The 14,334-nt window shown below is 68.8% G+C and carries 14 protein-coding genes; 4 read left to right on the top strand and 10 right to left on the bottom strand.

Features of this window, described 5'->3' with window-relative positions:
- Positions 1-169: 169 nt before the first annotated feature.
- From gatB to gatC, 3 genes are read right to left on the bottom strand one after another with little or no spacing between them, the layout of a single operon-like run.
- Positions 170-1,681 (bottom strand): Asp-tRNA(Asn)/Glu-tRNA(Gln) amidotransferase subunit GatB, encoded by a 1,512-nt coding sequence (gatB, locus tag ACZ50J_RS06215; protein ID WP_464300401.1) that lies wholly within the window; start codon positions 1,679-1,681, stop codon positions 170-172.
- Positions 1,681-3,198 carry an Asp-tRNA(Asn)/Glu-tRNA(Gln) amidotransferase subunit GatA gene (gene gatA / locus ACZ50J_RS06210; RefSeq protein ID WP_464300400.1) on the bottom strand — a complete coding sequence of 506 codons (1,518 nt, stop codon included), beginning with the start codon at positions 3,196-3,198 and terminating at the stop codon, positions 1,681-1,683. The genes gatB and gatA overlap by 1 nt, the downstream gene beginning before the upstream one ends.
- An 11-nt stretch (positions 3,199-3,209) precedes the next feature.
- Positions 3,210-3,506, bottom strand: coding sequence for an Asp-tRNA(Asn)/Glu-tRNA(Gln) amidotransferase subunit GatC (gene gatC / locus ACZ50J_RS06205; RefSeq protein ID WP_464300399.1), 297 nt, complete (start codon positions 3,504-3,506; stop codon positions 3,210-3,212).
- A gap of 148 nt (positions 3,507-3,654) precedes the next feature.
- Between gatC and ACZ50J_RS06200 the strand changes: the two genes are divergently transcribed.
- The 3 genes from ACZ50J_RS06200 (at position 3,655) to ACZ50J_RS06190 (ending at position 5,880) form a co-directional block, all read left to right on the top strand.
- Entirely contained in the window at positions 3,655-4,329 is a 675-nt protein-coding gene (locus ACZ50J_RS06200; RefSeq protein WP_464300398.1) for a cytidylate kinase-like family protein, read from the top strand.
- A gap of 3 nt (positions 4,330-4,332) precedes the next feature.
- Positions 4,333-5,118, top strand: coding sequence for a class I SAM-dependent methyltransferase (locus ACZ50J_RS06195; protein WP_464300397.1), 786 nt, complete (start codon positions 4,333-4,335; stop codon positions 5,116-5,118).
- A gap of 213 nt (positions 5,119-5,331) precedes the next feature.
- On the top strand, positions 5,332-5,880 hold the full coding sequence (locus ACZ50J_RS06190; protein WP_464300396.1) for a YdeI/OmpD-associated family protein: 549 nt from the start codon (positions 5,332-5,334) through the stop codon (positions 5,878-5,880).
- Positions 5,881-5,884: 4 nt separating this feature from the next.
- On the opposite strand, the gene ACZ50J_RS06185 is transcribed toward ACZ50J_RS06190, so the two are convergent.
- The 7 genes from ACZ50J_RS06185 to ACZ50J_RS06155 all read right to left on the bottom strand — a co-directional run bounded on the left by ACZ50J_RS06185 (position 5,885) and on the right by ACZ50J_RS06155 (position 13,541).
- On the bottom strand, positions 5,885-6,352 hold the full coding sequence (locus ACZ50J_RS06185; RefSeq protein ID WP_464300395.1) for a mycothiol transferase: 468 nt from the start codon (positions 6,350-6,352) through the stop codon (positions 5,885-5,887).
- A 93-nt stretch (positions 6,353-6,445) separates the two neighbouring features.
- A complete protein-coding gene (ligA, locus tag ACZ50J_RS06180; protein ID WP_464300394.1) occupies positions 6,446-8,551 on the bottom strand; it encodes an NAD-dependent DNA ligase LigA in 2,106 nt (701 codons plus the stop codon).
- A 157-nt stretch (positions 8,552-8,708) separates the two neighbouring features.
- Positions 8,709-9,707 carry a uroporphyrinogen decarboxylase/cobalamine-independent methonine synthase family protein gene (locus ACZ50J_RS06175; protein WP_464300393.1) on the bottom strand — a complete coding sequence of 333 codons (999 nt, stop codon included), beginning with the start codon at positions 9,705-9,707 and terminating at the stop codon, positions 8,709-8,711.
- A gap of 62 nt (positions 9,708-9,769) precedes the next feature.
- Positions 9,770-10,720 carry a septum formation family protein gene (locus ACZ50J_RS06170; RefSeq protein WP_464300392.1) on the bottom strand — a complete coding sequence of 317 codons (951 nt, stop codon included), beginning with the start codon at positions 10,718-10,720 and terminating at the stop codon, positions 9,770-9,772.
- Between the two features lie 144 nt (positions 10,721-10,864).
- The gene (gene mnmA, locus ACZ50J_RS06165) at positions 10,865-11,941 is read right to left on the bottom strand and encodes a tRNA 2-thiouridine(34) synthase MnmA (protein WP_464300391.1); all 1,077 of its coding nucleotides are present in this window, start codon (positions 11,939-11,941) and stop codon (positions 10,865-10,867) included.
- Positions 11,941-13,143, bottom strand: a complete 1,203-nt coding sequence (locus ACZ50J_RS06160) for a cysteine desulfurase family protein (protein WP_464300390.1) — start codon at positions 13,141-13,143, stop codon at positions 11,941-11,943. The genes mnmA and ACZ50J_RS06160 overlap by 1 nt, the downstream gene beginning before the upstream one ends.
- On the bottom strand, positions 13,140-13,541 hold the full coding sequence (locus ACZ50J_RS06155; protein ID WP_464300389.1) for a hypothetical protein: 402 nt from the start codon (positions 13,539-13,541) through the stop codon (positions 13,140-13,142). The genes ACZ50J_RS06160 and ACZ50J_RS06155 overlap by 4 nt, the downstream gene beginning before the upstream one ends.
- On the opposite strand from ACZ50J_RS06155, the gene ACZ50J_RS06150 reads away from it, so the two are divergent.
- Positions 13,531-14,301: a hypothetical protein gene (locus tag ACZ50J_RS06150; RefSeq protein ID WP_464300388.1), complete on the top strand. Its 771-nt coding sequence runs from the start codon at positions 13,531-13,533 to the stop codon at positions 14,299-14,301. The genes ACZ50J_RS06155 and ACZ50J_RS06150 overlap by 11 nt on opposite strands.
- Positions 14,302-14,334 lie beyond the last annotated feature (33 nt).

Raw genomic sequence — 14,334 nt, 5'->3', positions numbered from 1 at the left:
GTAGCCGACGCCATACCAGGGTGAGCGACGAACTCGGGACCTCGAGACGCCTCCCCCGCTGCGCTCCTCCGGCTCCTCGGCCACCTCAGTTCGGTGACCTCGAATGCGCCGCAGACGCCCCTTTCGAGACGCTCGCTCGTACCTCGCGAGCTCCTCAAGGAGCGCCGGATCAGGTCAGCTTGGCGAGGATCAGCTCGCGCGCCTTGGCGGCGTCGGCCTGGCCCTTGAGCTCCTTCATGACCTGGCCGATCAGTGCGCCGGCGGCGTTGAGCTTGCCCTCGCGAACCTTGGCAGCGATGGGCTCGTTCGCTGCGATGACCTTGTCGACGGCGGCTTCCAGGGCACCGTCGTCCTGGACAAGCTCGAGCCCACGGGCATCGGCGACTTCGGTCGGTGCGCCGTCGCCGGCAATGACGCCCTCGAGGACCTGGCGGGCCATCGAGTCGTTCAGGCGGCCGCCCTTGACCAGGCCGTCGAGCTCGGCGACATACGCCGGGGTGACGTTGAAGTCCTCGACCGACTTGCCCTCGGCGTTGGCGCGGCGAGCGAGCTCGCCGGTCCACCACTTGCGCGCCCCGGCAGGGGTGGCTCCGGCTGCTACGGACTCGTCGATCAGGTCAATCGCGCCGGCATTGATGACGTCGCGCATCTCCAGATCGCTGTAACCCCAGTCGGATTGGAGCCGCTTGCGACGCTGGGCGGGCGGCTCCGGCAACGTGCCGCGCAGTTCCTCGACGAGTTCGGCGGACGGTGCGACGGGCACCAGGTCGGGCTCGGGGAAGTAGCGGTAGTCGTCGGCGTCGGACTTCGGGCGTCCGGACGTGGTGACGCCGGTGTCCTCGTGCCAGTGCCGGGTCTCCTGGGTGATCGAGCCGCCCTCATCGAGGATCGCGGCCTGACGGCTGATCTCGTAACGGACCGCGCGCTCGATGGAGCGGAGCGAGTTGACGTTCTTGGTCTCGGTGCGGGTGCCGAGCTTCTCCGCGCCCTTCAGCCGCAACGAGACGTTGGCGTCGCAGCGCACGGAGCCCTGCTCCATCTTCACGTCACTGATGCCGAGTGCCTTGACCAGGTCGCGCAGCGCGGCGACATACGCCCGGGCGATCTCCGGCGCACGCTCGCCCGCGCCCTCGATCGGCTTGGTGACGATCTCGATGAGCGGGATGCCGGCCCGGTTGAAGTCGACGAGGGAGTATTCGGCGCCCTGGATGCGACCGGTGGCGCCACCGACGTGGAGCGATTTGCCGGTGTCCTCCTCCATGTGGGCGCGCTCGATCTCCACGCGGAAGGTCTCGGTGCCCTTGCCCGAGGCAGCCGGGATCTCGATGTCGAGGTGTCCGTCGAAGCAGATCGGCTCGTCGTACTGGCTGGTCTGGAAGTTCTTCGGCATGTCCGGATAGAAGTAGTTCTTCCGGGCGAAGCGGCACCAGGACGCGATGTTGCAGTCCAGCGCGAGACCGAGCCGGATGGCGGACTCGACGGCCTTGGCGTTGACGACCGGCATTGCGCCCGGCAGGCCGAGGCACACCGGGCACACCTGGGAGTTCGGCTCGGCGCCGAATTCCGTCGCGCAGGCGCAGAACATCTTGGTCGCGGTGTTGAGCTCGACGTGGACCTCGAAGCCCATCACCGGGTCGTACTTCGCCAGAGCCTCGTCGTAATCGACGACTGCGTCGGTCATCAGTTGGCCGCCTTTGCTGTCAGTGCGGGGGCTTGCGCCAGGATCGGGGCACCCCACTTCTCGTGCAGCGCCGCCTCCAGAGCTGCAGCGACGCGGTAGAGCCGCTCATCCTTGGTGGCCGGCGCGAGGATCTGGAAACCGCTGGGCAGACCGTCCTCGGCGGCAAGGCCGTTGGGGATCGAAATGCCAGGAACACCAGCGAGGTTCGCCGGAATGGTGGCCACGTCGTTGAGGTACATGGCCATCGGGTCGTCGAGCTTCTCGCCGAGTTTGAACGCCGTTGTCGGCGCCGTCGGCGTCACGAGCACGTCGACCTTCTCGTATGCCGCGGCGAAGTCGCGGGCGATCAGCGTGCGAACCTTCTGCGCGGTGCCGTAGTAGGCGTCGTAGTAACCCGACGACAGCGCATAGGTGCCGAGGATGACGCGACGCTTCACCTCATCGCCGAAACCTGCCTCACGAGTGGCCGCCATGACCTGCTCGGCGCTCGGGCTGTCGACGCCCTCCGGGCCGACTCGCAGGCCGTAACGCATGGCGTCGAAGCGCGCCAGGTTGGAACTCGCCTCACTCGGCATGATCAGGTAGTAGGCCGCCAGGCCCTTCTCGAAGCTCGGGCACTCGACCTCCACGACGTCCGCGCCGCGGTCGACCAGCAGCTGCACCGACTCGTCGAAGAGCTGCTTGACGCCGGGCTGGAACCCTTCACCCGAAATGCCTTTGATGACACCGATCTTCATGCCCGACACGTCGGCCCGACGTGCGGCCTCGACCACCGGCGGCACCGGTGCATCGATGGACGTGGAATCCATGACGTCATGTCCGCCGATGACCTCGTGCAGCAGGGCCGCGTCGAGCACCGAACGGGTGCAGGGACCCGCCTGGTCGAGGGAGCTGGCGAGCGCGATGAGGCCGTAGCGGGAGACACCGCCATACGTCGGCTTGGTGCCGACCGTGCCGGTGACCGATGCGGGCTGGCGGATCGAGCCGCCGGTGTCGGTGCCGATCGCGAGCGGCGCCTCGAAGGCCGCGACCGCGGCCGAGGAGCCACCACCGGAGCCGCCCGGTGTGCGCTCCAGATCCCAGGGGTTGCGGGTCGGACCGTATGCCGAGTGCTCGGTCGAGCTGCCCATGGCGAACTCGTCCATGTTGGTCTTGCCGAGGATCGGCATACCGGCGGCGCGCAACTTGGTGACGATAGTGGCGTCGTACGGCGGGATCCAGCCCTGCAGCATCTTGCTGCCGGCGGTCGTCTCCAGACCCTCCGTCGCCACGATGTCCTTGACGGCGATCGGCACGCCGGCGAGCGGGCCGAGCTTCTCGCCGGCCGCACGCGCCTCGTCCACGGCCTTCGCCGCGGCGAGCGCGCCCTCGGCATCGACCTGCAGGAACGCGTGGATGTCACCGTCGACCGCTGCGATGCGGTCGAGGTGCTGCTGGGTGACCTCCACCGAGGTGGTGGCGCCACTGGACAATGCGTCGGCGATCTCGGCAGCCGTGAGCCGGGTGTAGTCAGTCATCGTCTCGACTCTCAGTCCTCGTCCAGGATGCGGGGCACGGCGAATCGCTCGGCCTGTGCGTGCGGTGCTCCGGCGAGCGCCTGCTCCGGGGTGAGCCCGGGGCGCACCTCGTCCGGCCGCGCGACGTTCTCCAGCGGCAGCGGGTGCGACATCGGCGGGATGTCATCGGTCGCGATCTCCCCGACGGTGGCCACGAACCCGACGATCTGGTCCAGCTGGCCGGCCAGCCGATCGAGCTCGTCATCGGTCAGTTGTATGCGGGCGAGCATGGCGACGTGGGCTACCTCGTCGCGGGACAGGTCAGACATGCGCACCAGTCTATTTCGCGCCACTCGGCGCATATCGCCCGGCGTACCTGTGATCGCCGATACGTTCATCGGACAGACCGGAACGGTCGAGTGATACAACTTGATAGCAGACCGAAGTTTCTCCACTTTCGATCGCCAGGAGGCTGTCATGCCAGGCATCACCATTTCGTCCGCGTATGGCGCAGGCGGTGGGGTCGTCGCCCCGCGCGTCGCAGAACGACTCGGCTACCAGATGCTGGACCGTGCGATCAGCGCACGCGTCGCGGGCGAACTGCAGATCTCCCTGGAGGAGGCACAGGAGGGCGAGCGCAAGCTGAGTTTCGCCGACCGGTTCTTCCGCAACCTGGCACCGCTGGCCGACACCATCAGCGGCGGGTCCGCGATCGCGGCAGCGGACGGTGCCGCAGCCGAGGAGTTCCGGGCCGAGGCGAACAAGATCATGTGCGAGTCGCTGGACGACGGCGCCGTCATCCTCGGCCGCGGCGGAGCCGTTGCGCTGCAGGACCGCACGGACGTGCTGCGGATCCGGCTCTACGGCAGCCCGGAGGAGCGGATCAAGGCGGCGGAGAAGTTCGGCGAGGGCCGGGTCTCCCCCGAGGCCGCCGCGAAGAGTCTGCAGGAGGTCGACACAGCGCGCGCGAAGTACGTGCAGCATCTCTACGGCCGGGACATCGACGACCCCACGCTCTACCACCTGCAGCTCAACACACCGCTGCTCGAACTCGACCAGTGCGTGACGATGATCGTCGACGCCTACCGCGCATTCGCCTCCGGCGGAGGTGAATCCGGCGAGGCGCCGGTCTACAGTCCCGACGCGGACTGACCGGTGCCCACCGACGGATCTCGAAGCGACGAGCAACTGCATCGTGACCGGTCCCGTGCCGAGTCGTTCGGCTCGGTCGCTGCCGCGTATGACGAACACCGCCCGACATACCCATCTGCTCTGATCGACGCAGTCGTGGGCGCCCCGGTCGGGCGCGACGGTTCCGTGGACGTGCTGGACGTCGGCTCCGGCACCGGCATCGCCGCCCGGCAACTGCGTGCTGCCGGCGCGAACGTGCTTGCTGTCGAACCCGATCCGGCGATGGCACGGGTCGCGGAGGCGAGCGGGCTCAGCGTCGAGGTCGGAACGTTCGAGGCCTGGGACCCGGTCGATCGCAGTTTCGACGTCGTTCTGTTCGCGCAGTCGTTCCACTGGGTCGAGCCCGCCGGTGCGGCACGGAAGGCCTGGGACCTGTTGCGCCCGGGTGGGGTACTGGCGCTCTGCTGGAACCGCTTCACCGAGATCGACCCGCCGAGGGAACGCATCTCCGAGGTCGACGAACGCCACCTGGCCTCGGTGCCCAGCGCCCGGCCGTCAGAGCGTCGTGAAGAGTCGGTCGACAATCTGCTGCAGGAGGTCGGGTTCACCGTCGTGCGCCGGACCTTCCAGGAGGATGTGCGCCTCACCGGCGATGCGTGGCTCGAACTGCTCTTCACGTATTCGCGCTACCTCGTCCTCGACGAGACCACTCGTGCTCAGGTGCGCGCCGAACTTGCTGCCCTCGTCGGGCCGGACGGCGTACACATCGAGAACGACGCGCTCCTGGTGCTGGCACACAAGCCGGGCTGAGTCACTTCCCGTCGTTCGCGGCGCCCTGGTCCTGCAGATAGTGCGCTGTGTGCTGCGCGGTGCCCTGGTCCTGCAGAAAGTGCGGTGGGGCGCACCATCTAGCGGGCCGGAGCACTGGCGGCTCTGGATCCCACCCCGGGACCTGCAGAAAGTGCGAGGAGACGAGGCGCACTATCCCGCGGGCCGAAACGCCAGAACCTCTACTCTCGCTGTATGGCGACCGAGGCCGACCCCAGGACTGTCAGCTGCACCGCAGAAACCGAACTCATCGGCGACCGGATGATCGTCCGACTACCGGCCGAGGCGAGTGCCGAGCTGCCCTCACGAGGACAGATCGCCGCGACGGTGACGGTCGACGAGGCGCCATACCCGACGGTGATCGAACCCGACGGTCGGCGCGGCCACTGGATCGCGATCGACGACGGGCTGCGCAGTCAGCTCGAGCTGGACGCCGGCACCACGGTGCAGCTCACTATCGAGCCGACCAAGAAATGGCCGGAACCCGAGGTCCCCGAGGACTTCTCGGCCGCCCTCGCCGATGCGGACGACCTGAGCGAGACGTGGCAGGACATCACGCCGATGGCGCGGTGGGAATGGGTGCGCTGGATCAACTCGACCAAGAACCCGGTGACCCGCGACCGCCGCGTCGAGGTCGGCATCTCGAAACTGCGGTCCGGCAAGCGGCGCCCGTGCTGCTTCGACCTCTCGTCGTGCACCGACCCGGAGGTCGCCAAGAGCGGCAAGCTCGTCGAACCGCAGTAGCGGCTCAGCGCGCGCGGACGATGTCCGCGGTGATGTCGAGGTGCCCGCGATGCTGGGCGAGCTCCTCGTAGGTGTGCATCAGGACGCCGCCCTGCGTGCGCGATTCGTCGGGATCCATGCTCCGGTCGTTCATCTGCCCGCGCGGTACGGCGGTGCCGTCGAAGCCGGCCAGGTCGGACCGGAACGCCACCCGCTGCCGCTCGACGATCTCCACCAGTTCCTCGACCGTGCCGGACGACCTGAACTCGGCCAGCCGGTCGCGGGTGATCGGCCGGTCGGCCAGCACCTGGCCGCCCCAGAACTCCAGGACGCCGCAGCAGTGCCGGACGATCTGGTATGCCGTGTTGCCTCCCGGCAGACCGGTCTCGGCGTTGACCAGGTCGTCGCCCAGCTCGCGCAGGGTTGCCGTCATACCGTCCAGGGCGCGGTCGACGTGGATCAGCACGACATCCAGCGGGACTGCTTCGCTCATCTGAAACTCCTTGTGGTTGTTGGAAGCTCGCAGGATTGGTCTCGATACACCTCCTCCGCTTCGCTCCCCCGGCACTCGACCCGCTTGGGTGGCCTACTCGACCCGCGAAGGTGGCGGGCCGTTCTCGAGCAACTCCTCGAAGCCTTGTTCGTCCAGAGTCGGGACGCCGAGTTGCTCGGCCTTGTCGGCCTTGGAACCGGCATTCGCGCCGAGCACGACATACGACGTCTTCTTGGAGACCGAGCCGGCCGCCTTGCCGCCGCGAGCGATGATCGCTTCCTTCGCCGAGTCGCGGCTGAACCGCTCGAGCGACCCGGTCACGACGATGGTGAGGCCGGCCAGGGTCTGCGCGATCGAGTCGTCACGCTCGTCGGCCATCCGCACGCCGTCCTCGGTCCAGCGGTCCACGATCTGTCGGTGCCAGTCGACCTCGAACCAGTCGATGACCGCCTGTGCGATGACGCCTCCGACCCCGTCGGCCGCGGCCAGTTCCTCGACACTCGCGGCACGGATGGCGTCGATCGAGCCGAACTCGGTCGCCAGTGCCCGTGCTGCCGTCGGACCGACGTGCCGGATCGACAGCCCCACGATCACTCGCCAGAGCGGCTGCTCCTTCGCCGTCGAGAGATTGTCGAGCAGCCGAACACCGTTGGCGGACAAGACCTTTCCGTCGACTATGTCGTCCTCGGAGTCTGTCTTCTTGGCGGCGCGGGTGTAGAGCGGCACTTGGACGAGCTGCTCACGGGTGAGCCGGAACAGCGTCGACTCGTCGGTGAGCACGTCCGACTCGAGCAGGGCGATCGCGCCCTCCCAGCCGAGCGCGTCGATGTCGAAGGCGCTGCGCCCGGCGAGGCTGAAGAGCCGCTCGCGCAGCTGCGACGGGCAGGTGCGCGAGTTGGGACACCGAATGTCCTTGTCGCCGTCCTTCTCGTAGGCCAGCTCGGTGCCGCACGACGGGCAGTGCGTCGGCATCTCGAACTCGCGCTCGCTCCCGTCACGCAGGTCGACGACCGGCCCCAGGATCTCGGGTATGACGTCACCGGCCTTGCGCAGCACCACGGTGTCGCCGATCAGCACACCCTTGCGCTTGACCTCGAAGGCGTTGTGCAGCGTGGCATTCGCGACCGTCGACCCGGCGACCACGACCGGCTCCATCACGGCGAACGGTGTGACCCGACCGGTCCGGCCGACGTTGACCTCGATGTCCAGGAGCTTGGTGTTGACCTCCTCCGGCGGGTACTTGTAGGCGATCGCCCAGCGCGGGGCACGCGAGGTCGAGCCCAGTGCGCGCTGCACCGGGACCTCGTCGACCTTGACCACGACACCGTCGAGCTCGTGCTCGACGGAGTGCCGGTTGGCGCCGGCCCACTCGACATACTTCTGAACCTTGGCGGCAGAGTCGACGACCTTGTAGTGCGTCGAGACCGGCAGACCCCACTCGCGCAGCAGGTCGTAGGCCTGCGACTGGCGCTGGATGTCGAAGCCGCGTCGAGCGCCGATGCCGTGCACCAGCATCCGCAGCGCGCGGCTCGCGGTCACGCGCGGGTTCTTCTGCCGCAACGATCCGGCAGCGGTGTTGCGCGGGTTCGCGAACGGCGGCTTGCCGGACTCGACGAGCGCCGCGTTGAGCTGCTCGAAGTCCGACATACCCATGAAGATCTCGCCGCGGATCTCCACCAGCTCGGGGATGTTGTCGCCGGACAGTCGGTGCGGGATGCCTTCCACCGTGCGGACATTGGAGGTGACGTCCTCCCCGGTGGTGCCGTCACCGCGGGTGACGCCGCGCACCAGTCGGCCGTTCTCGTAGGTGAGGTTGATCGCGAGACCGTCGATCTTCAGCTCGCACAGGAAGTGCAGCGGCTGATCGCCCACCTCGCGTTCCACTCGCGCGATCCAGGTCGCCAGCTCGTCGGCGCTGAAGACGTTGTCCAGACTGAGCATCCGCTCGGCGTGCTGGACCGCGGTGAAGTCGGTGTTGAAGATCGCCCCGCCGACCTGCTGGGTCGGACTGTCCGGGCTGCGCAGCGCCGGGTAGTCGTCCTCGATCGCATTGAGCCGCTTCATCAGCTGGTCGTACTCGCCGTCGCTGATCGTCGGCGCGTCCCGCACGTGGTAGGCGAACTGGTGGCCCCGGGCTTCCTCGGCGAGCTCGGTCCACTCGTGTCGCACGTCTGCCGGTATGCCGTCCGTTTCGCTCACCCGCCCAATCCTGCCGTATGGCGGGGACAGTGCGGCCAGGCACCGGATCTCGATACGCGCTCGTCCCTCGCGCTACTCGATCAACGTGGGGTAACGCGCTCGCCCCCTTCGAGACGCCCGCTCGTCCCTCACGGGCTCCTCAGGGCACAGCCTCGCGCTACTCGACCGCGGCGTCGGACAGCATGCGAGCCGCGTCGACGGTGAGCCGGCCGACCCGGGAGGCAGCGGCCGGCGACAGACCTGCCAGCCCGCAGGCAGGGGTGACCACGATCCGCTCGAGCAGCGCCTGCTCGAGACCGACCCGATGCCACTGCTCCACGAACGGATCCACGTGCTCGCGCGGGTGTCGAGCGGTCGAATCCGTCGGCACGAGACCGGCCCAGAAACGGCGGCCCGACTCGACCAATTCGGCGATGCCGTCCCACTGCGCAGTGCGCACGAGGGATGTGCCGAGAGCGAGCTCGAGACCGTCCACCTGTCGCACCAACGGCACCGGGACGTCGGGCGCACAGCAATGCAACACCTGCGAACCAACCTGTCCCGCAACGGTTTCCGTCACGCGGATCAGGCCGTCCCGCACGAGGTTGCCATCGACGGCACGCAATCTGCCGAATCCGGAGACTGTCGGCAGTCGGCCGGCCAGCACCGCAGGCAGCGCGGGCTCGTCCCACTGCACGGTCACGTCGGCGGCCGGCACCAACCGCCGCACCTGGGCGATCTGGTCGGCAACCGTGTCCGCGAGTGACTGCACGATGTCACGGGTCGCACCGGAGTCGCTGACCACCCGTTCGCCGCGCGGTAACGCCAGGGTCGCCGCGAGCGTCCACGGGCCGCAGGACTGCAGCTTCAGCGGGCCGGCGTAGCCGTCATACACCTCGGCGAGCACGTCGAGGTCCTGCCGCAGAAAAGCGCGGGCGCGCGACGCGTCACGTCCCGAGCCGTCGGTGAGACGCCATCCGGCGGGCTGCAGGTCGACGGCGAGGCCGATCAGTTGTGCCGCCGTCCGACCGATCAGATCGGCGCCGGGACCGCGTCCCGGCAGTTCGACCAGATACGGCAGGCCGCCGTCGCCGTACAGTTCCCGAACGGCGCGCGCCGCTCCCAGCACGTCCGAGCCGGGCAGTGACCCGACCCCACTCGCCAGCACGCTGCTCACGGATCACCCTTCAACAGCATGGACCGGGTACTTCGGAACGGTCTGCCGCCCAGCACCCGGGGTCACTTGTATGCGGACAGCGGCTTGTTCTTCATGCCCTTCAGCGGCTTGGTGAAGGTGCCACTCGTCGCCTCGACGAAACACGCGGTCATCGTCGTGCCCTGCTTCCAGCCCGACGAACCGGTGCTGTTCGCCGCGGCGATCACATCACCGCGAGTGCCGCCGAGGTAGGACTTCGCCAATGGCACGCACTTGCTGAGCGCCAGCTTGTCCACGACCTTCGATGTCGGCGGCTTGCCGTCTGCCTTGCCGATCACGTATCCGCCGATGGTCTCCGCCTTGTGCGGTTCGGTGCAGGGCACGATCTTCGGGGAGTCGGTCTTGCTCGGCCGGTCGCTGGTGCAGATCCGGTACGGGATGTAGCCGACCTTCTTGATGCGGTTCTTCAGCTGGTACGAGATCTCCTCGTACCCGGAGTCGTCCGGCTTCACCGAGGCGGCCGCGCAGACGATCTGCTGGTTCGCCTTCGGGTCGGAGGCGGCGGGCACCGGCTGCGCGAGGATCCGGGAGAATCCCGCGCTCGGGCTGCCCAGGTAGCCCGCGAGCTGGTTGTTGCAGGTCCAGGTGCGCAGTCGGCCGCGCTTGATGATGTCGTCCGCGTCCTTGGACGTCTTGACGACCGCCATGATCTCCATCTTGTGCGGCTGATCGCACGGCGCGGTGGCCCAGTCGATCGTGTCGCCGATGCACTGGCCGACCTTGAAGTCGCCTGCCGCGGCGGTGCTGTCGCTCGTGCTCGGGGTCGCCTCGGAGGACGTCGGAGCCGAGGAACTCGTCGAGGGCGAGCTCGCGTCGGACGTGGGCGCCGCCGACGAGCCGGTCGCCGCCTGCGACGGCGGGCTCACCGAGATGGAGCCGCTGCTTCCCCCGCACGCGGTGAGGCCGAGGCACAGGCTGCCGATCGCGGCGACGGCCAGCAGTGGTCGGGTCGTACGGTGGTCGGTCATAGCCATGCGAGATCCCTCGTTGTTCCCTCTGATCGGCGGCAACGATAGCCGGTGCTGTCGTTGCTTCCTACACCTGACGTGCCGCAGCGACGATCGGTTGCCTCGGACGACCTCCGCGGGGGTCGCCCGACCGGGCTTCCACCGTGCGGGTCAGGCCCGGTCGGTGCCGGTGATGGTCGCGGACCCGACGACCCGCGTCCCGTCATACAGAACGACCGACTGGCCGGGCGCCACGCCGCGTGCGCGTGTGTCCAGCCGCACCGTCACCTTGTCTCCGTCGGCAATCGCACGACCGGCGAATTCCTCACCGTGCGCACGCAATTGGGCACCCACGGCGAGCTCGCCGGTCGGGGCGTCGCCGCACCAACGGGCATGCTGCCCCACGACGACGTCGATGCCGAGCAGATCCTCGGTCCCGACGACGACGGTGTTGGACCGCGGTTGTACGTCGACCACGTAGCGCTTGGCGCCGTCCTCGCGCGGGACCTTGAGCCCGAGACCGCGGCGCTGACCGACCGTGTACGCGAACGCACCCTGGTGCTGACCGACGACCTCCCCGTCGGTGTCGACGATGTCACCGGGCTGCTCGCCGAGGCGCCGGGTCAACCAGCCCTTGGTGTCGCCGTCCGCGATGAAGCAGATGTCGTGGCTGTCCGGCTTCTTGGCGACCGAGAAGCCACGTGCCGCGGCTTCCTCCCGGATCTGCGGTTTGGTGGTGTCACCGAGCGGGAAGAACGAGCGGGCCAGCTGGTCGGCGTCCAGGACACCGAGCACGTAGGACTGGTCCTTGGCCATGTCGACCGCCCGGTGCAGCTCGCGGCCGTGCGGGCCGTCGACGATCTGGGCGTAGTGGCCGGTGGCCACCGCGTCGAATCCGAGCGCGAGCGCCTTGTCCAGCAGCGCCGCGAACTTGATGCGCTCGTTGCAGCGCAGGCACGGGTTGGGCGTGCGGCCGGCGGTGTATTCGGCGACGAAGTCCTCGACCACGTCCTCCTTGAACCGCTGCGCCATGTCCCAGACATAGAACGGTATGCCGACCTTGTCCGCGACGCGGCGGGCGTCGCCGGCGTCCTCGATGGTGCAACAGCCGCGCGCGGATTCCCGCAGGGTTGCTGCGGACTGGGACAGCGCGAGGTGCACTCCGACGACCTCATGGCCCGCGTCCACCATCCGGGCGGCGGCGACCGCCGAGTCGACGCCGCCACTCATCGCTGCGACGACACGCATCAGCGACCACCCCTGCTCGCGGACCGTGCCCGGCGGGCGCGGTCGACAGCAGCCGGCAGCGCCGCCAGGAACGCCGCGACGTCCGCGTCGGTCGAGGTGTGCCCCAGCGTGAGTCGCAGCGCGCCACGCGCGTCGTCCTCGCTGATGCCCATGGCCAACAGCACATGGCTCGGTTGCGGCACACCTGCCTGACAGGCAGAACCGGTCGAGCACTCGATGCCGGCGGCGTCCAGCAGATAGAGCAGCGAGTCGCCGTCGCAACCGGGCACCCGCAGGTGGGCGTTGCCCGCGAGTCGTGCCGTCACGTCGCCGACCTCGTGCGCACCGGTCACCTCGATGTCCAGTCCCAGGTCGAGCGCCCCGCGAATCAGCTTGTCCCGCAACGCAGCCAGCTTCTCCTGCTCCAGCGGGAGCTGCTCGGTGGCGAGGGTCGCCGCCAGCGCCATACCCCTGATGCCTGCGGTGTTGAGCGTGCCACTGCGCAACTGACGCTCCTGGCCGCCACCGTGGGTGAGCGGCATCAGCGTCGCGTCGCGGCGAGCGATCAGGACGCCGACCCCCTGCGGCCCACCGAACTTGTGCGCACTCGCCGTCAGCAGGTCGACGCCGGAAGCGGTGAAGTCGACCGGCACCTGGCCGACCGCCTGGACCGCGTCGGTGTGCATCGGTATGGCGTACTCGTGCGCCACCGCCGCCACCTCGGCGACGGGCTGCACCGTGCCGACCTCGTTGTTGGCCCACATCAGCGAGACCAGCGCGACCGACTCCGGATCACGCTCGATCAACTCGCGCACCTGCTCCGGGTTGCTGCGACCCGCGGCGTCGACCTCGATCCAGTCGACGACGGCGCCTTCGACATTCACCAGGTGTTCTACCGCGTCGAGGACCGCGTGGTGCTCGGTCGCACCGATCAGCAAGCGGTTGCGACGCGAGTCCTCCGCGCGCCGCTGCCACCAGGTGCCCTTGATCGCCAGGTTGTCGGACTCGGTGCCGCCGGAGGTGAAGACGACCTCGGACGGGCCGCAGCCGAGCGCCCTGGCCAGCTCCTCACGGGACTCCTCGACGACCTTGCGTGCCGCTCGGCCGACGGTGTGCAACGACGAGGCGTTGCCGCCGGTGGCGAGTTGTTCGGCGATGGCTGTGACGACCTCGGGCCGGGTCGGGGTCGTTGCTGCGTGGTCGAGATATGCCGTGAACGTCACCCGTCAAGGGTACGCGCGCTGTGCGGGACGCCCGTCCGGCCGTGGGTGCCGTCGGGCGGATTTGCGACACTATGGCGCGTGTCACCTCTCGCACCCAGGCTCCTGCCCCGACCGCGCCCGCTGTTGACGGCGGCGGCCTGTGCGGCCGCAGTGACACTGGCGGGGTGCAGCTCCGGCAGCGGCGGTGCGTCGGCGGCGAGTTCGGCCGCGTCGAAGTCCGCGGCCCCGACCGTCTGCTCCTCCACGTCCGCCCCGCACGTGTCGGGCACGACGGTGCCCTTCGGGACCGACTCCCCCACCGGGTCGTCCTCGGCGCTGCAGGTCAGCGCCGGTGAGCCGAGGATCAGTTCAGTCCCGTCCGGGCGATCGGGGTACCGCCTGGTCCAGGTGCCGATCAAGGCCGCCGTCCGGACAAACGGCACATTCGCCGTCGACCACTCCCAGTTCGTGCTCGTGGACACCGCGGGTCGCAGTTGCAAGCAACCGTCGATCAACCCGCTCAGCAGTGGGTTCGTCGCGCTGACCGTCGACGAATCACACGCGGGCGCCGGCTCGGTCGCGTTCCTCGTGCCGTCGTCGACGACGCTCTCCCACCTCAGCGTCCGCTATCTGCCGGTGGTCGACGCGTCGGCGGCCACGTTGGCCTGGCGGGACGGCGCGGCCGCACCGTCGCCGACACAGGTGTCGAACGGCTGCGACGGCGACAAGGCGAAGTTCTCCGGCAGCGGCCGCAAGGCCTCCTTCGGATCGTCGATCAGCCACGGCGACGACGTCGCCTCGTCATCGATCCGCGCGAGCACGCCGAAGCGTCGGGCGTTCACGCCGGGGTCGACCCAGCCCAATGACGTGGACGCGATCGACGTCCGGCTGCACATCTCCGCCGAGGGCGCCGACGCGTTCATCGACCGTCGGTCGTTCGCTCTGGTCGACGGCTCCGGGCGGCTGTGTCGCAGCTCCGACCTGAGCAGCCAGGGCGAGACCCTCACCAGTGCCCTGGTCAAGAAGGGGCAGTCCAAGGACTACACGGTCGTGTTCTGGGCACCCAAGGGTGGCGCCATACACGGTCTTCGGCTGGTCCAGCTGACCAAGCCAGGTGGCAGCACGGTGCAGTCGACCTGGTCGGACTCGAAGCTGACCCTGAAGCCGCTGAAGTCCTGACACAGAACGGCCCGGCATCCCTCGCGGGGATGC

Source organism: Flexivirga sp. G2 (genome assembly GCF_055397625.1).
The sequence above is the reverse complement of the archived record's forward strand: the minus strand, read 5'-3'. Positions and strand labels throughout refer to the sequence as shown.